A 16,558-nucleotide genomic window follows, 5' to 3' on the forward strand; every position below is an offset into this window, starting at 1 on the left:
TTGATGTAGCAGGCATTCTGTCACTATTGTACATTTATAACAAGTGGTGTTACTTGTAAAATAATCCATAAATGAGATATATAAATTATACCTAAAAGATAATATAAACCTTTTTCATTGTCACAGATGGCCGAGCTAAGCACTACCTGCATTTGCCATAGTTGCAATATCCAATTAATTGCGTGCCATAATGAAAGATATTGTTTTCATACTTTTTACAATTTCCAGCAACTGATTTTCTTCCAATCCTGCAAATATCTCTTTGACGGATTGGTTTGCTGCTATATCTAAGGTGTGATAAACTTTTATTCCATTGTTTGTAAGACTTATTAACTCTGCACGGCTGTCTTTTATTGTTTTTTCCCGATATATATAACCTTTCATTTCCAGTTTTTTCAATATACGGGATAATAATCCTTTATCCATATTAAGTGCTATGGATATGGCTTTTGCATTCCGATTAGGATATAAATAAACATCTTGGATAACACGGATTTCAGGAAGCCCCAATTCGCTCCCTAAATAGGTTTTGTTCAGGATACCTAAATTTTTGGTATAAAACCTATTAAAAGCTCTGATATAATCTATATGCTCTTGTTTCATGGTGCAAATGTAAATAGAATAGTTGACTTAGTCAACAATGCGTGCAAAAATAAATGCTTATGTGATCATAAAATGTTTGAGTGTTTTTATTTTTCTTCATGAAAATATAATGGTTATAGTTTCATTCCATTGCTTTCCTGTCGCGATTGGATGGCTTGCCTAAAGTTCTGCCTTACTTTGTCGAACTGTTCTATCTTTGTTAAGGTTCAACTACCAGGCAGTTATAAAACCGGCAGATATATTTTTGCGTGCAAATATGGATGATTTTTTTCTGTTTATGCTTGTATAAAAAACAAATTAATTCTCATATTTAATAAACTGATAAGGATTTGTGCAAATTCTACTCTTGAAGAGAGTTGTCGGTTTTATTTGAGTTTGTTTTCACGACTATTAATCAATTTACTTTTGAACTCTTTGTGAAAGTCTGCTTTGTATAGGTATTCTGTTAATCCAAAAGTGTTTATTTATAGGGTTGGCAGTTGCTATTCTAAGTAGAGATACTATCTTTATCAGTTGGGTGTGAACTTTGTTATTATAATAATGTGTAATGCTCCGGGGTGAAAGATTAGGAGCTTTTGTGTATTTATTCCCCAAGATGTGTGGCTATTCTCCATTTGTTCCCCAGTCTTCCTTATATTGCTTTGTGCTTAACTTGCTGTTTGATAGATGTTTTGTATCCTGTCCGTATTCTGGCATGCCTTTTGTTTTTTATTTGGCATAAGAGTTAGTTTTAATTATTCACACTAAAAGATTACAATTATGAAAAAGGTATTAGTAGCGTTAGCAATGATTATGGGATTGGGAACTTCAGTGGCATTCGCTGGTGTATCGGGTGATACTTTAGCAGTAGAGCAGACCATGCAGACGCCCCAAGATGAATTTACAAAAATTGATGTTAAGGATGTTCCTGCCGTAGTTATCAATGCCTTGGCCAAAGATTATGAAGGTGCTGCATTAAAAAACGCTTTTGTAGCTGAAAAAGAAACTGGCAAGGTTTATAAAGTTGTATTGACTGTAACTAAAGAAGATCAATCTACAGAGGATGTTACTGTTCTTTTGAATGAAAAAGGCGAAATAGTGAAAGAATAAGGTAATTGGATTAGGGATTTCTATTTGACCTTTATTATGGTAGCTCCGGTTCTTAGGGACCGGAGTTTTTTTCGGTGATAAAGTAAGATTCTAATTGACTTCTCTTATTATGCTCTTACTCTTTTCCTGCTCTGAAGTTTGGTGGTTTATGATTTTAATGATTAATTTTCTTGATAAACAAATAGATTTTTAAAATAAATCCTTTACTTTGCACAACATAACTAACAAAATACAACGAAAGACATGATTTGGAATGAGAGCATCGAATGCATGGAACGCGATAATTTGCGTAAAATCCAGAGCATTAGACTAAAGAAAATAGTAGAATACGTTTATCACAATACGCCGTTCTATCGTAGGAAAATGCAAGAATTAGGTATCACTCCTGATGATATCAACGGAATAGAAGACATCTCCAAACTACCATTTACCACTAAATTAGATTTACGCGACAATTATCCATTCGGACTGTGTGCCGTGCCTATGAGTCAGATTGTACGTATCCATGCATCATCGGGTACTACCGGCAAACCGACTGTAGTAGGGTATACCCGTAAAGACTTATCGTCCTGGGCAGAGTGTTTGTCTCGTGCCTTTACGGCCTATGGAGCAAGCCGTTCGGATATATTTCAGGTATCATATGGCTACGGTCTGTTTACAGGTGGGCTGGGAGCACATGCCGGTGCCGAAAATATCGGGGCTTCAGTTATTCCCATGTCGAGTGGTAATACGGAGAAACAGATTACTTTGATGCATGATTTCGGATCAACCGTCCTATGTTGTACACCGTCTTATGCCCTTTATCTGGCTGATGCGATTAATGATTCCGGTTTCCCGCGTGAAGAGTTTAAGCTGAAAGCAGGCGCCTTCGGTGCAGAACCCTGGACAGAAAGCATGCGTAAAGACATCGAGGCAAAATTAGGGATTAAGGCTTATGATATATATGGATTAAGTGAAATTGCAGGTCCCGGCGTCGGATATGAATGTGAGTGTCAAAACGGTACCCACTTGAATGAAGATCATTTCTTCCCTGAAATAATAGATCCGCATACATTACAGCCTGTAGAGCCCGGGCAAACCGGTGAATTGGTTTTCACCCATCTGACTAAAGAGGGTATGCCTCTATTGCGTTACAGGACGAAAGATCTGACCGCATTGCATTATGAAAAATGCTCTTGTGGACGTACTTTGGTACGTATGGATCGTATTCTGGGACGCAGCGATGATATGCTTATTATCCGTGGAGTCAATGTATTCCCCACACAGATTGAATCTGTTATTTTGGAAATGGTAGAGTTTGAGCCGCATTATCTGCTGACTATCGACCGTAAGAATAATACGGATACTATGGAACTGAAAGTTGAAGTTCGTCCGGACTATTATTCGGATGAAATAAATAAGATGCTGGCTTTAAAGAAAAAGCTGACAGCACGTTTGCAGAGTGTGTTAGGTTTGGGAGTAGATGTGAAGTTGGTGGAACCTCGCAGCATCGAGCGTAGTGTGGGTAAAGCGAAGCGTGTGATTGATAATAGAAAACTATAACGAATATAAATATAAAGTCATTTATTATGGTAGCAAAACAACTTTCCATTTTTTTGGAGAATAAATCAGGCCGACTGACAGAGGTGACTGAAGTATTGGCAAAGGAAGGTATTAATCTTTCGGCTCTTTGCATTGCCGAGAACGCCGATTTTGGTATTCTCCGCGGAATTGTATCCGATCCGGATAAGGCTTACAAAGCTTTAAAAGATAACCATTTCGCAGTCAATGTGACGGAGGTGGTAGGTATTAACTGCCCTAACGTGCCCGGTGCGTTGGCTAAAGTATTACAATATCTTTCCAATGAAGGGGTTTTCATTGAATATATGTATTCATTTGCCAATAATAATTCTGCAAATGTGATTATCCGTCCCAACGATATGGAAAATTGTATCCGGGTGTTAACAGAGAAGAAAGTTGACTTGCTGGCGGCAAGCGATCTGTATAAACTGTAAAACCTGTGAGTAGTGATGGGTGGTTAGTGAATGACTGTTGCATTGTTTATAAATTAACCATCCATCATCGCTTATTCACTATTCGTAACTAAACTCTATTCTTCCATTCTTTTTTATCTTAAAAAACATTGATTAATTGGTTTATTCAGCGCGAATCTTTAACTTTGCGCATTATTTAAATACAGAATGAAGAAGAACATCATTATAACGCTGCTTGCAGCTACTGTTTTATCCTCGTGTGGAGAGTACAATAAGTTGCTAAAAAGCACCGATTACGAATACAAGTATGAGGCCGCTAAGAACTACTTCGCTAAAGGTCAGTATAATCGATCGGCTACATTGCTGAACGAGTTGATAACTATCCTGAAAGGTACGGATAAAGCAGAAGAATCATTATACATGCTGGCTATGAGTTATTATAATCAGAAAGATTATTCTACTGCGGCCCAGTCATTTATCACTTACTTCAATACATATCCGCGCGGTCAGTTCTCAGAGTTGGCCCGCTTCCATGCCGGCAAAGCTCTGTATTTGGATACTCCTGAACCCCGTTTGGATCAATCAAGTACTTATCAGGCTATCCAGCAGTTGCAGATGTTTCTGGAATATTATCCCCAGAGCAGCAGAAAACAGGAGGCACAAAATATGATTTTTGCTTTGCAGGACAAGTTGGTTTTGAAAGAACTTCTGTCTGCAAGATTATATTATAATCTTGGTAATTATCTGGGCAATAACTTCATGTCTTGTGTGATCACTGCCCAGAATGCTTTAAAGGACTATCCTTATACTGATTATCGTGAAGAACTGTCTATATTGATTCTCCGGGCCAAGTATGAAATGGCGGTGAATAGTGTGGAAGACAAGAAGATGGATCGTTACCGTGAAACGGTAGACGAATATTATGCTTTCAAGAATGAATTTCCGGAAAGTAAATATCTGAAGGAAGCCGAAAGGATATTCAAAGATTCTCAAAAAGTAATTAAAGACTAAATTATAAATAGATTTATGGATTACAAGAAAACAAATGCTCCGACGAATACCATTACCCGTGATATGATGGACTTATGTGCCGATACCGGTAATGTTTATGAAACAGTAGCTATCATTGGTAAGCGTGCCAATCAGATCAGTGTGGAAATAAAGAACGACCTTTCCAAGAAACTTGCGGAGTTTGCTTCCTACAACGATAATTTGGAGGAAGTATTTGAAAATAGAGAGCAGATCGAAATTTCACGTTACTACGAGAAATTGCCGAAACCCGATTTGATTGCTGCGCAAGAGTATGTAGAAGGAAAGATCTATTATAGAAACCCGGCAAAGGAAAAAGAAAAATTACAGTAATTTTCTTCGCCGGTTGAAGAGTTAACAGTCAAGTAGTAAGTAGGAGTCTATTCTTCTATCTCTTATTGCTTGACTTTTTTATTCCGGATTAAACACAACTTTAAAAACTATGATTCAACGAATTCAAACGATTTATCTTTTGCTTGTTACTGCATTACTGATAACAAGTATGTGTCTGCCTGTCGGCAGCTTTATAGGTGCTGATGCTGCCATGTATACTTTCAAACCATTGGGGGTGGAACAGAACGGAATGTTTTATTCTACTTGGGGAGTATTTGGTATATTGTTGCTTAGTGCAATCATCGCATTTGCCACAATCTTTCTTTTCAAGAACCGTATGTTGCAGATTCGCATGTCGATATTCAATAGCATTTTGTTGATTGGTTATTATCTTACCTTTCTTGCTTTTATGTTTGTCCTGAAGAAAGATCTGAATGCTGCTTTTCAGATTTCATGGGCGTTGTGCCTGCCGTTGATTTCGATTATTCTCAACTATTTGGCTATTCGTGCGATAGGGCGGGATGAAGTGATGGTAAAGGCTGCCGACCGTCTCCGATAAAAAAGATTCACCACAAAGGATACAGGATGTCTCTATGGACACCATATCCTTTGTGGTGAATTCATTTATACGCTTTTACTTCTTTATGTCAAATAAATAAGTGATTTTTGCTGTAATGGTACTATTGGCCGAACGTGCAAAATAGTCTTTTTTGGTGCTGTTATAAAAATCGGCCAGTCCAAAATAATATCTTCCTTCTAAAAGAAAATTTCCGGCCTTAGTCCTGACTTCGATTCCGCCGCCACCTGCAATTCCATAGTCGAATTTATTTTCTATCCGTTTTCCATATTGTTCGTTGGGTGCCCGATTGGCTGTTTTCCAACTACCTTCTCTTTTTTCGTTTTCGCTTAACAAGAAACCTATTTGCGGTCCCAGGTTGATGAAGAACTGTGCTCCTCTGTCTTTGCCGAAAGCCAAATGGGCAAGAAAAGGTATTTCAAGGTAGTTCAGGGTACGGACATAAGAGTCTTCTGAAGAAAAGCCTTGCTCGGGGTCGAATTTTTCGTCCCATCCCCGTTGCGAGAAGTTAAGTTCCAATTGTGCTCCACAAATCATAGCGAAGTATTTTTCGGAAATATAACGTGCTGTTATTCCTCCGGTAATTCCTAATAATCCGTTTTGCTTAATGGTAGGTTGGAAAGAAACGGTACTGTAATTTGCACCTCCATTAATTCCGATGGCAAAATTATGTCGTTGTTCGCCTATCTGGGCATTTGCCGGCAGTACAATTCCTGCCAGCAAAGCAGTTCCCAGTAGGATTGATTTCAGTTGATTCTTTTTCATTCGAAGTCAAGTTTAATCAATTCAAAGTTCTTTGTGAAATGGACAAAGAATACTTTCTTGTTCACAAATCCTCCCCAGTTATTGACACGTTGGAATTTAAATCCGGTTTGGATAGGAGTTAAATCCATCAGAGGGAGATTTTTTTCCAGTTCGGAACCGTATTTGGACAGTCCTTTGAGGAAGAAGTATCCTGTGTCAAAACCCAGCATACCGTATTTCGGGTACCGTTCTTCCATCTCTTTGCTGTACCATTTGCGATAAGCATGAGTGAAGTTGATTGCAGCAGGTAGCAGATTATTCGTGTAGAATGACGAATAGAAATAGGTGTCCAGCTCAAAGAAACTTTCCAGATGATCCTTTGTATAAGTTTGCCATTCAGGATAACCGAATAGATGAATACGCGCTTCCGGGTTATCTCTTACAAGTAATGTCAATTGGGGAATGATTTTCAAAAGCGTCAAATCGTTACCGGAGGTGGGGATGAAGAAGTTCTCTTTATCGTTACGCAAAGCTGCTTTCAGCGTTTCCACCGGGGCGTTTTCCTTTAATGTTTTCACCGGAATCCCTTTGCTTCCCAGTTCCTGTTTTAAGCCTTTGATAAATTCAACTTTATCTTTATCCACAACCGAAGATTCCAAAAGAATCACGTTAGCATTCGGGAATTGACGTGTGAAGTGCTCGTAGACTTCGGAGTACAGATAAGACTGTGGAGTATTGATTTGATAAATAAACGGGTTGCTGAATACTTCGCCTTCTTTTGAAGAGAAAGGGACAACCAGGCGAATATCGTTTTTCTTCGCGAAAGCTGCTAACGGTTTAATATGCTGTTGCTGTGCCGGACCAAAAATGACATTCATATTCTTCATCTCACTTTTTGCCAGAATGTTGTTCAATGATGAACTTTCTTTATTGCAATCGTAGACGTATAGATCGATTGAAGTGCCGGTACGTTTCAGACTGTCAACTGCCATCAGGAAGCCTTCATAATATTCTACCATTCTTTTGTCGTCAAAGGGTAACAAGAGAGCCGCTTTGATGGTAGAAATGCTTTTGGGTGTTTCTTTGTTTTCACGGAACAATTCGCTGTTGCTTGGCGGTGTGATATTGGTGTCTGTCTGGGGAGTAGTGACTGCCGATTTCTCTGACGGATAGGGGATACAAAGGAATTGTCCCTTCTTCATACCGTTCTTCAACTCCGGATTGGCTGCAATCAGTTCCTGTTCAGGAATGCCATATTCACGGCTGACGCTGAAAATAGTCTCTCTGCGTTTCACTTTGTGCATGTCTCTGCAACGGGGCTTTACAGCCGGTTGGATAATGGGTTGTTCGGGAGTTGTGACTACTGCTTCTACTGTAGAGTCGATGGCTTCTGCAGCGGAAGGGATACGGATAACCTGTCCGATACGGAAGTTCTCTGCACTTAATCCCGGATTGGCGTCACAAATGGCTTTTGCAGAAACTTTATAGGTGGTTGTCAACCGATAAAGGGTTTCTCCCGGTTGAATGGTATGGAACATTTCACTTTTCTGGGCGGTTTTGTTCTGTGGGATTTTGATGGCTTGTCCTGCATAGATTTTGTCCTCACAACCGGGGTTCAGGCGAATAATATCTGCTTTGCTGACTCCATACATACTTGAGATGGAATATAAGCTTTGCCCCTTTTCAATAGTGTGAAGGAAGTAGGATTGGTTCTCTTGTGCCAATGTGCTTAAATAGGAAACACTTATAAAAGACAGGAGAAAGAAGATTCGTTTGATTGATTTCATCAATTTATTAATCTTAATTTGTAATTTTTACTATTCAATTCTCAATTGATTACGGCAAAGGTACGAATAATGTCATAGATTCACATAATATATTGAGTTAAGAAAATAATATTGTGTTTTTTAAAACTATATTTCGGGCGGAAACATTAATTTTGCAACTCAATAAAAGTTAGAGTATGCAGGAAACAGAATATATAAATGTGTACGGTGCGCGCGTACACAATCTGAAAGACATTGATGCGGAAATACCACGTGACAGCCTGACTGTGATTACCGGACTGAGTGGAAGCGGGAAATCATCTCTTGCTTTCGATACAATATTTGCAGAGGGCCAGCGCCGCTATATTGAAACCTTTTCGGCTTATGCCCGCAACTTTCTGGGCAATCTGGAGCGTCCGGATGTAGATAAGATTACAGGGTTGAGTCCGGTTATTTCCATAGAACAAAAGACTACGAATAAAAATCCCCGTTCCACGGTCGGCACTACTACAGAGATTTACGATTATCTCCGTCTGCTTTATGCCCGTGCCGGAATAGCCTATTCTTATCTCTCGGGAGAAAAGATGGTGAAATACACTGAGGAACAGATACTGGAACTGATCCTGAAAGATTATAAAGGAAAGAAAATTTATATGCTGGCACCTTTGGTGCGTTCACGTAAGGGACATTACAAAGAACTCTTCGAGCAGATTCGCAAAAAGGGATATTTGTATGTCCGTATAGATGGAGAAGTACGCGAAATCACCCACGGACTGAAACTGGATCGTTATAAAAACCACGACATCGAAGTCGTTGTGGATAAGCTTATCGTGGAAGATAAGGATGACAAGCGGTTGAAACAGAGTGTCGCTACTGCTATGCGGCAGGGCGACGGATTATTGATGATTCTCGATGCACAGACAGAGAGTATCCGTCACTACAGTAAACGCCTGATGTGCCCTGTCACGGGACTGTCGTATCGTGAACCGGCTCCGCACAACTTTTCGTTCAATTCTCCGCAGGGAGCTTGTCCGCGTTGTAAGGGATTGGGGGTAGTCAGTCAGATTGATGTAGATAAGGTGATTCCTGATAAAGAGTTGTCTATATATGAAGGGGCGATAGCTCCTTTAGGTAAATATAAGAATGCAATGATTTTCTGGCAGATCGGTGCTTTGCTGGAGAAATATGATGCGTCATTGAAGACTCCCGTAAAAGATTTGCCAAATGATGCAATCGACGAGATTCTGTATGGCTCGGACGAACGTATCAAGATAAAAAGCTCTTTGATAGGTACTTCTTCCGATTATTTTGTGACGTATGAAGGTGTTGTCAAGTATATCCAGATGTTGCAGGAGAAAGATGCTTCGGCCACTGCACAGAAATGGGCGGAACAATTTGCCAAAACCACAGTTTGCCCTGAATGTAAGGGAGCGAAACTGAATAAGGAAGCACTCCACTTCCGTATCCATGATAAAAATATCAATGAACTTTCAAATATGGACATCAATGAGTTGTATGACTGGTTGATGAAAGTGGACGAATTTCTGACGGATAAGCAGAAAATGATTGCCGCAGAGATTTTGAAGGAGATACGTACCCGCTTAAAATTCCTGTTGGATGTAGGATTGGATTATCTGTCTTTAAACCGTAGTTCCGTCAGTCTGTCGGGTGGGGAGAGTCAGCGTATCCGTCTGGCCACACAAATTGGTTCTCAACTGGTCAATGTGCTTTATATTCTTGACGAGCCGAGCATCGGGCTGCACCAACGTGATAACCTGCGGTTAATCAACTCCTTGAAAGAACTGCGTGATATGGGTAACTCTGTGATCGTGGTAGAGCATGATAAAGATATGATGCTGGCTGCCGACTATGTGATTGACATGGGGCCTAAAGCCGGACGACTGGGGGGAGAAGTTGTTTTTGCCGGAACTCCGCAAAAGATGTTGAAGACCAGTACGCTTACTTCACAGTATCTCAACGGACAAACTGCCATCGAAGTGCCTTCCAAGCGGCGTCCCGGTAATGGAAAATCTTTATGGTTGCGTGGCGCTAAAGGGAATAATCTGAAGAATGTAGATGTCGAATTTCCGTTAGGCAAATTGATTTGTGTTACGGGAGTATCCGGTAGTGGTAAGTCTACGTTGATAAATGAAACTTTGCAACCGATACTTTCGCAGAAGTTCTATCGTTCTTTGCAGGATCCTTTGGAATACGATTCTATTGAAGGATTGGAGAACATAGATAAGGTTGTCAATGTGGACCAGTCTCCGTTGGGGCGTACTCCGCGTTCCAATCCTGCCACTTATACCGGTGTCTTTTCAGATATCCGCAGTCTTTTTGTCGGATTGCCGGAAGCTAAGATTCGTGGCTATAAACCCGGTCGTTTTTCTTTCAATGTCTCCGGAGGACGTTGTGAGGCATGTTCCGGGAATGGCTACAAGACAATCGAAATGAATTTCCTGCCCGATGTATATGTTCCATGTGAAGTTTGTCATGGCAAACGTTATAACCGCGAAACTCTGGAAGTGCGTTTCAAGGGAAAATCCATTGCCGATGTGCTCGATATGACCATTAACCGTGCGGTAGAGTTCTTTGAAAATGTTCCTCAGATTCTGAACAAAATTAAGACTATCCAGGATGTTGGATTGGGATACATTAAATTAGGGCAATCATCAACCACCCTTTCGGGAGGTGAAAGCCAGCGCGTAAAATTGGCAACGGAGCTTTCGAAACGAGATACGGGAAAGACTTTGTATATTCTTGATGAACCGACTACCGGTCTGCATTTTGAGGATATCCGTGTGCTGATGGGAGTATTAAATAAATTGGTGGATAAAGGTAATACTGTGATCGTCATTGAGCATAATCTGGATGTGATAAAGATGGCGGATTACATTATCGACATGGGCCCCGAAGGCGGTAAAGGGGGAGGGGAACTTCTCAGTTTCGGGACACCGGAAGAGGTTGCGAAGAGTACAAAAGGATATACCCCGAAGTTTCTTCGCGAAGAACTGAGAATCGATTGATAATTTATATATACGATATTAACTTGTTAAATAATAAAGAGTTAATATCGTATTTGTACAAAGTTAACTTCCTGCAACTACGAAGTTAACTTTGTAGAGTTACGTTATTAACTTACTAATAGCAGCTTTTTTCTATGGCTGCTCCAATATACATATATCTATGAAAATCAATAAGACCAATGCTGCCCGTCTGTTGGATAAGGCCAAAATTTCCTATGAACTTATCCCTTACGAGGTAGACGAAAATGATTTGAGTGCTGTGCATGTAGCGGCCAGTTTGGGAGAGAATATTGATCAGGTTTTTAAAACTCTTGTGCTTCATGGCGATAAAACGGGATACTTCGTTTGCGTGATTCCCGGAGACAAAGAGGTAAATCTGAAGCTTGCCGCAAAGGTGTCCGGTAATAAGAGTTGTGATATGATTCCTATGAAAGAGCTTCTTTCCGTCACCGGATATATCCGCGGTGCCTGTTCGCCTGTCGGAATGAAAAAACATTTTCCCACCTATATCCATGAAACCTGTCTGGAGTTTCCGTATATTTATGTAAGTGCGGGGCAACGCGGATTACAGATAAAAATTGATCCTAAAGAGCTAATAAACGAGGTTCGGGCGGAAGTTTGTGTATTATATACTGTTTAATTTCAGTAAAAAGTATATATTTGCAGAAAATATCTATTTAATAATCTAATATTCTAATTTTATGTTTGAAGGACAACCTAAGGGTTTGTATGCTCTGGCACTTGCCAACACAGGCGAGCGATTCGGTTACTATACCATGCTTGCGATTTTTACTTTGTTTCTACAAGCAAAGTTTGGTTACACTGCTGCTGAAACTTCTACCATTTTCGGATGCTTTTTGGCTGCTGTTTATTTTATTCCGTTCTTTGGTGGTATTCTTGCCGATAAGTTTGGTTATGGCAAAATGGTGACAATGGGTATTGTAGTCATGTTTATCGGCTACGCACTGCTTGCCATCCCGACTTCCAACGATTCCGGCAAAGTAATGATGTTTGGTGCACTGGCTCTGATTGCTTGCGGTACCGGACTTTTTAAAGGTAATTTGCAGGTAATGGTGGGTAATTTGTATGATGCCCCCGAATATAGCTCCAAACGTGACACGGCGTTCAGTATATTCTATATGGCTATCAATATCGGTGCGATGTACGCTCCGACAGCTGCTACAAAGGTAACCAACTATATGTTGGGCAAGGCAGGGCTTTCGTATGTTCCTCAGATTCCTTCATTGGCACATCAATATCTTGACGGTACAATCACTCCTGCTAACCAGGCTACTTTGGAATCATTGCAGGCTGCACAGAACTTTACCGGCGACATTGCCACATTCTGTACTACTTATATCGATAAGCTTTCTGAAGCATATAACTATGGATTTGGTGTGGCATGTGTATCATTGATTATTTCGATGTTGATTTACGTCGCTTTCCGCTCTACATTTAAACATGCCGACTACAACTCTAAACAAGCTAAACCGGCTAACGTAGTTGAGGAGAAGTTGACTCCGGAACAAACCAAACAGCGCATCGTGGCTTTGTTGCTTGTATTTGCCGTAGTTATTTTCTTCTGGATGGCTTTCCACCAGAACGGACTGACACTGACATTCTTTGCACGTGATTATACCGCACAAGAGGTGACCGGACTCGACCGTTTGGGCTTCAATATCGTGAACCTCACCTTCTTGTTGATTGTTATTTACGGACTTTTTTCACTGTTCCAGGGAAAGACCGGTAAATCAAAAATGATTGCCGGTATAGTAGTTGCTGCCGCACTTCTCTGTCTGGGATGGAGCTATAGCTCTATGGATCCTACTGTTAATATTCTGCCTCAGATCTTCCAGCAATTCAATCCGTTCTTCGTGATTGCCTTGACTCCGGTTTCACTGGCGGTGTTTGGATATCTTGCCAGAAAAGGGAAAGAACCTTCTGCTCCGCGTAAAATCGGTATCGGTATGATGATTGCCGTATGCGGTTTCTTGATAATGGCCATTGGGTCTATCGGGTTGCCTACTCCGGATGCTCTGGCAGCCAGTGGCATCGAGAAAGACGCACTGGTTTCTCCAAACTGGTTGATCTCTACTTATCTGGTGCTTACTTTCGCCGAGTTGTTCCTCTCTCCGATGGGTATTTCGTTTGTTTCGAAAGTAGCTCCTCCCAAATACAAAGGTATGATGATGGGTGGATGGTTTGCCGCAACTGCCATTGGTAACTACCTCGTTGCCATCATTGGTTATCTGTGGGGTGGCATGCAGTTGTGGATGGTATGGAGTGTACTTATCGTATGCTGTCTGCTGGCCGCTCTGTTCATCTTCTCTATCATGAAGAAACTTGAAAAAGTAGCATAACCTTCGGGTTGTATCTATACACCAAACGCCCAGTTACATTATTTGTTATTACGATAACAATATATGTAACGGGGCGTTTCTTATATTGGCATTTTCTTTACATGCGCATCAGAGTTCCAATCCCATGATATAGTCATTCATATAATATCCGTTTCCGATGTGAAAATCACCTTCACGTAGTTTTTTCATCCCTTTATGTTCATAAAAGTGCAATGCCTTGTTATTCCGGTTGACATTTAATTCCATCAGACAGGGAGACGGATGAATCTCTTTGATGTATTGTACTGCGTGGTCAAATAGTTTGCTTCCCAGGTGTGCTCCCTGAAAAGAGGGAAGGACATATATTTTCTGGAGATGAAACACATCATCTCCTTGAGGCTGTACTGATACATAGCCGCAAGGTTCATCTTCCTGGTAAGCGATGAAGTATACGTGTCCTTCTTTTTCTATTTGTTTGCGGATATTCAGGGGCGCGTACATCCATTCCATCATGTAGTCAAGTTGATCGGGTGAAAGTATTTCTTTGTAAGTAGCCGGAAATACCTGTTTCGCCAGTTTGTTAATCAGTATGCAATCATCTGAAGTGGCTTTTCGGATAGTAAACATGTTTGTTGTATTTTTCGGTTTATGTCGCAAATATAGTGATAATTTGCTTTTATAATAAGGTGGAGGTATCTTAATAAGTTAATTAGTATGAATTTAAGGTACTTTGCATTGCATAGTACTAAAGTTATGCATATATTTGTCGCATCAAAAAGGTAAAGCTTATGAATGTAGATAATGTAAAGTCGCAAATGCGAAAAGGCATGCTGGAATATTGCATCATGCTGCTGTTGCATAAAGAGCCGGCTTACGCTTCGGATATCATCCAGAAGTTGAAAGAGGCAAAGCTGATTGTGGTGGAGGGCACATTGTATCCATTGTTGACCCGATTGAAAAACGATGATTTACTTAGTTACGAATGGGTGGAATCTACACAGGGACCGCCACGGAAGTATTATAAGCTGACAGAGAAAGGCGAGTTGTTCCTTGGCGAACTGGAACTTTCGTGGAGGGAGCTGAACGAAACTGTGAATCATATTGCTAATAGAGAATCCATTTAAAAAGAAATAAAGATGAAAAAAACATTAACCGTAAATTTAGGTGGAACCGTTTTTCATATCGACGAGGATGCCTACCGGTTGCTCGATAATTATTTGTGCAACCTAAAACTTCACTTCCGCAAACAAGAAGGAGCAGAGGAGATTGTGAACGATATAGAGAATCGCATCTCCGAACTATTTGCCGAGAAGTTGGCTGCCGGATCGCAAGTGATTACGATTGCCGACGTAGAAGAAGTGATTGCCCGGATGGGAAAACCTGAAGATTTTGGTGAGGAGAGTGAGGAAGACGAACCTCAAAAGACAGCCGGACATACAGGGGCACAATCCGGCACAACCATTCATCGCCGTTTTTACCGTAATCCGGATGATAAAATATTGGGAGGGGTGATTAGCGGGCTGGCTGCATATCTGAACTGGGATGTAACGCTGTTGCGACTGATTATGTTCGTTGTGCTGATCTGTGGATATGGAGTGTTGATTCCTATATACATCATCTGTTGGCTGATTATTCCCGAGGCCCGTACGGCAGCCGAGAAGTTGAGTATGCGCGGTGAGGATATCACCATAGAGAATATCGGTAAGACGGTGACTGATGGGTTTGAAAGGGTAGCCAACGGGGTGAACAATTATGTAAATTCAGGTAAGCCCCGCAGTTTTCTGCAGAAGGTGGGCGATGCGTTGGTATCGATAGCGGGTTTCTTTCTGAAAGCCTGTCTGGTGGTGCTCGCCATTATATGCAGTCCGGTGCTTTTTGTGCTTGCCATTGTTTTTGTTGCTCTGGTGATTGCTGCCATTGCAGTAGCCATTGGTGGTGGAGCTGCTCTCTATCATATGCTGCCAGCAGTCGATTGGTCACCGCTGATCTCCACTTCGCCGATGATGACCATTGTAGGAAGTATTGCAGGAGTAGCATTGGTGGGCATACCTTTGGCGGGGATCATTTATGCTATTCTCCGACAGATATTTGATTGGCTGGCTATGGTGTCCGGACTGAAATGGTCTTTATTGATACTGTGGGTGCTGGCAGCCGTAATCTTTGTTATTAACCTGTCTTATTTGGGATGGCCTTATCCTTTCCTTTTGGTCGGATGACCTGTCCATGAATAGATTGACATGTGTAGAAATACCTTCCGTTGTGTGTCCGGAAGGTATTTTTTTTGTAGATAATATGCGTTTTATTTCAAAATCGGGGATTCGGGTATGAATATCCGTAAATCATATACAACCGCTCTTTTTTATTCCGGTAATTTTGCAATTAAATATATCGGCTATCGGATTGGTATCGCGACATAGGATGTAGCCAAAGATGTATGAGTAAAATTATAACGACAATAATATGACTATCGAAAGTTTTAAAGAGTATGTAAAGTCACGTAAGCCTCTCAACACAGAAGAAATCCACTGTTTTATGGATGATATGAGTAACGAGGCAAGGCGTTTTACATTCAGGCTGAATGCTTCTTATCATACGCCGGCCGAAGTACGAAATTTATTATCCGAGCTTTTTAGAAGTCCGGTTCCGCCTACACTTCGCGTATTTCCTCCGTTCTATACTGATTTTGGGAAGAATATAGTGATAGGTGATGATGTATTCATAAATGCCTGTTGCCACTTTCAGGATCACGGTGGCATAACCATTGGCGACAGTTGCCAAATCGGACATAATGTAGTGTTTGCCACTCTTAATCACGGGCTTGCTCCTGAAGACCGCGGAACAACGTATCCTGCTCCGATTGTTTTAGGAAAAAATGTCTGGGTAGGGGCAAATGCCACAATTCTTCCGGGTGTGATGATTGGTGACAATGCCGTTATTGCGGCGGGAGCGGTGGTCACAAAAGATGTGCCGCCGAATGTCATTGTCGGAGGAGTTCCGGCGAAATTCATCAAATCGATAGCCCCCGAATAGAGCTGAAGATGGAGAGTTGCTAAATTCCGGGTATAACTGCCGTATATTT

The 16,558-nt window shown here is 41.0% G+C and carries 16 protein-coding genes; 12 read left to right on the forward strand and 4 right to left on the reverse strand.

The window, feature by feature from the left end; translation table 11 throughout:
* Positions 1-174 precede the first annotated feature (174 nt).
* Positions 175-603 carry a MarR family winged helix-turn-helix transcriptional regulator gene (locus QK890_RS17875; RefSeq protein WP_050550833.1) on the reverse strand — a complete coding sequence of 143 codons (429 nt, stop codon included), beginning with the start codon at positions 601-603 and terminating at the stop codon, positions 175-177.
* A gap of 759 nt (positions 604-1,362) precedes the next feature.
* Between QK890_RS17875 and QK890_RS17880 the strand changes: the two genes are divergently transcribed.
* The 6 genes from QK890_RS17880 (at position 1,363) to QK890_RS17905 (ending at position 5,586) form a co-directional block, all read left to right on the forward strand.
* Positions 1,363-1,692, forward strand: coding sequence for a hypothetical protein (locus QK890_RS17880; RefSeq protein ID WP_032540518.1), 330 nt, complete (start codon positions 1,363-1,365; stop codon positions 1,690-1,692).
* Between the two features lie 243 nt (positions 1,693-1,935).
* Positions 1,936-3,234: a phenylacetate--CoA ligase family protein gene (locus QK890_RS17885; protein WP_005778252.1), complete on the forward strand. Its 1,299-nt coding sequence runs from the start codon at positions 1,936-1,938 to the stop codon at positions 3,232-3,234.
* Between the two features lie 26 nt (positions 3,235-3,260).
* Entirely contained in the window at positions 3,261-3,686 is a 426-nt protein-coding gene (locus QK890_RS17890; protein WP_005778250.1) for a hypothetical protein, read from the forward strand.
* 186 nt (positions 3,687-3,872) lie between these two features.
* Positions 3,873-4,676, forward strand: a complete 804-nt coding sequence (locus tag QK890_RS17895) for an outer membrane protein assembly factor BamD (RefSeq protein ID WP_005806568.1) — start codon at positions 3,873-3,875, stop codon at positions 4,674-4,676.
* 15 nt (positions 4,677-4,691) lie between these two features.
* Positions 4,692-5,027 (forward strand): DNA-directed RNA polymerase subunit omega, encoded by a 336-nt coding sequence (locus QK890_RS17900; RefSeq protein ID WP_005778246.1) that lies wholly within the window; start codon positions 4,692-4,694, stop codon positions 5,025-5,027.
* Between the two features lie 109 nt (positions 5,028-5,136).
* Positions 5,137-5,586 carry a DUF4293 domain-containing protein gene (locus tag QK890_RS17905; protein WP_005778244.1) on the forward strand — a complete coding sequence of 150 codons (450 nt, stop codon included), beginning with the start codon at positions 5,137-5,139 and terminating at the stop codon, positions 5,584-5,586.
* 75 nt (positions 5,587-5,661) lie between these two features.
* Here the strand turns inward: QK890_RS17905 and QK890_RS17910 are convergent, their stop codons facing one another.
* The gene (locus QK890_RS17910; protein ID WP_032537049.1) at positions 5,662-6,369 is read right to left on the reverse strand and encodes a porin family protein; all 708 of its coding nucleotides are present in this window, start codon (positions 6,367-6,369) and stop codon (positions 5,662-5,664) included.
* The gene (locus tag QK890_RS17915; protein WP_250728634.1) at positions 6,366-8,135 is read right to left on the reverse strand and encodes a LysM peptidoglycan-binding domain-containing protein; all 1,770 of its coding nucleotides are present in this window, start codon (positions 8,133-8,135) and stop codon (positions 6,366-6,368) included. The genes QK890_RS17910 and QK890_RS17915 overlap by 4 nt, the downstream gene beginning before the upstream one ends.
* A gap of 176 nt (positions 8,136-8,311) precedes the next feature.
* Here QK890_RS17915 and uvrA point away from each other — a divergent pair, with 176 nt between their 5' ends.
* The 3 genes from uvrA to QK890_RS17930 all read left to right on the forward strand — a co-directional run bounded on the left by uvrA (position 8,312) and on the right by QK890_RS17930 (position 13,500).
* Positions 8,312-11,140 (forward strand): excinuclease ABC subunit UvrA, encoded by a 2,829-nt coding sequence (gene uvrA, locus QK890_RS17920; RefSeq protein WP_005778238.1) that lies wholly within the window; start codon positions 8,312-8,314, stop codon positions 11,138-11,140.
* A 160-nt stretch (positions 11,141-11,300) separates the two neighbouring features.
* On the forward strand, positions 11,301-11,780 hold the full coding sequence (ybaK, locus tag QK890_RS17925) for a Cys-tRNA(Pro) deacylase (RefSeq protein ID WP_005778236.1): 480 nt from the start codon (positions 11,301-11,303) through the stop codon (positions 11,778-11,780).
* Between the two features lie 61 nt (positions 11,781-11,841).
* Complete coding sequence (locus QK890_RS17930) at positions 11,842-13,500, forward strand: peptide MFS transporter (protein WP_005778234.1); 1,659 nt, start codon at positions 11,842-11,844, stop codon at positions 13,498-13,500.
* A 108-nt stretch (positions 13,501-13,608) separates the two neighbouring features.
* On the opposite strand, the gene QK890_RS17935 is transcribed toward QK890_RS17930, so the two are convergent.
* On the reverse strand, positions 13,609-14,106 hold the full coding sequence (locus QK890_RS17935) for an N-acetyltransferase family protein (RefSeq protein ID WP_367627490.1): 498 nt from the start codon (positions 14,104-14,106) through the stop codon (positions 13,609-13,611).
* 161 nt (positions 14,107-14,267) lie between these two features.
* Between QK890_RS17935 and QK890_RS17940 the strand changes: the two genes are divergently transcribed.
* The 3 genes from QK890_RS17940 (at position 14,268) to QK890_RS17950 (ending at position 16,509) form a co-directional block, all read left to right on the forward strand.
* Positions 14,268-14,603 carry a PadR family transcriptional regulator gene (locus tag QK890_RS17940; protein ID WP_005820533.1) on the forward strand — a complete coding sequence of 112 codons (336 nt, stop codon included), beginning with the start codon at positions 14,268-14,270 and terminating at the stop codon, positions 14,601-14,603.
* Positions 14,604-14,615: 12 nt separating this feature from the next.
* Complete coding sequence (locus tag QK890_RS17945) at positions 14,616-15,695, forward strand: PspC domain-containing protein (protein ID WP_367627491.1); 1,080 nt, start codon at positions 14,616-14,618, stop codon at positions 15,693-15,695.
* A 244-nt stretch (positions 15,696-15,939) separates the two neighbouring features.
* Positions 15,940-16,509, forward strand: a complete 570-nt coding sequence (locus QK890_RS17950) for a sugar O-acetyltransferase (RefSeq protein ID WP_005778226.1) — start codon at positions 15,940-15,942, stop codon at positions 16,507-16,509.
* The last annotated feature ends 49 nt before the right edge of the window (positions 16,510-16,558 follow it).

It is taken from the genome of Bacteroides sp. NGMCC 1.200775 (assembly GCF_040798045.1).
In the GTDB taxonomy this organism is placed as follows: Bacteria; Bacteroidota; Bacteroidia; order Bacteroidales; family Bacteroidaceae; genus Bacteroides; species Bacteroides hominis.

Coding starts and splice junctions, on each gene's coding strand:
- QK890_RS17875 (WP_050550833.1), bottom strand. CDS start 603: ATGAAACAAGAGCATATAGATTATATCAGAGCTTTTAATAGGTTTTAT.
- QK890_RS17880 (WP_032540518.1), top strand. CDS start 1,363: ATGAAAAAGGTATTAGTAGCGTTAGCAATGATTATGGGATTGGGAACT.
- QK890_RS17885 (WP_005778252.1), top strand. CDS start 1,936: ATGATTTGGAATGAGAGCATCGAATGCATGGAACGCGATAATTTGCGT.
- QK890_RS17890 (WP_005778250.1), top strand. CDS start 3,261: ATGGTAGCAAAACAACTTTCCATTTTTTTGGAGAATAAATCAGGCCGA.
- QK890_RS17895 (WP_005806568.1), top strand. CDS start 3,873: ATGAAGAAGAACATCATTATAACGCTGCTTGCAGCTACTGTTTTATCC.
- QK890_RS17900 (WP_005778246.1), top strand. CDS start 4,692: ATGGATTACAAGAAAACAAATGCTCCGACGAATACCATTACCCGTGAT.
- QK890_RS17905 (WP_005778244.1), top strand. CDS start 5,137: ATGATTCAACGAATTCAAACGATTTATCTTTTGCTTGTTACTGCATTA.
- QK890_RS17910 (WP_032537049.1), bottom strand. CDS start 6,369: ATGAAAAAGAATCAACTGAAATCAATCCTACTGGGAACTGCTTTGCTG.
- QK890_RS17915 (WP_250728634.1), bottom strand. CDS start 8,135: ATGAAATCAATCAAACGAATCTTCTTTCTCCTGTCTTTTATAAGTGTT.
- uvrA (WP_005778238.1), top strand. CDS start 8,312: ATGCAGGAAACAGAATATATAAATGTGTACGGTGCGCGCGTACACAAT.
- ybaK (WP_005778236.1), top strand. CDS start 11,301: ATGAAAATCAATAAGACCAATGCTGCCCGTCTGTTGGATAAGGCCAAA.
- QK890_RS17930 (WP_005778234.1), top strand. CDS start 11,842: ATGTTTGAAGGACAACCTAAGGGTTTGTATGCTCTGGCACTTGCCAAC.
- QK890_RS17935 (WP_367627490.1), bottom strand. CDS start 14,106: ATGTTTACTATCCGAAAAGCCACTTCAGATGATTGCATACTGATTAAC.
- QK890_RS17940 (WP_005820533.1), top strand. CDS start 14,268: ATGAATGTAGATAATGTAAAGTCGCAAATGCGAAAAGGCATGCTGGAA.
- QK890_RS17945 (WP_367627491.1), top strand. CDS start 14,616: ATGAAAAAAACATTAACCGTAAATTTAGGTGGAACCGTTTTTCATATC.
- QK890_RS17950 (WP_005778226.1), top strand. CDS start 15,940: ATGACTATCGAAAGTTTTAAAGAGTATGTAAAGTCACGTAAGCCTCTC.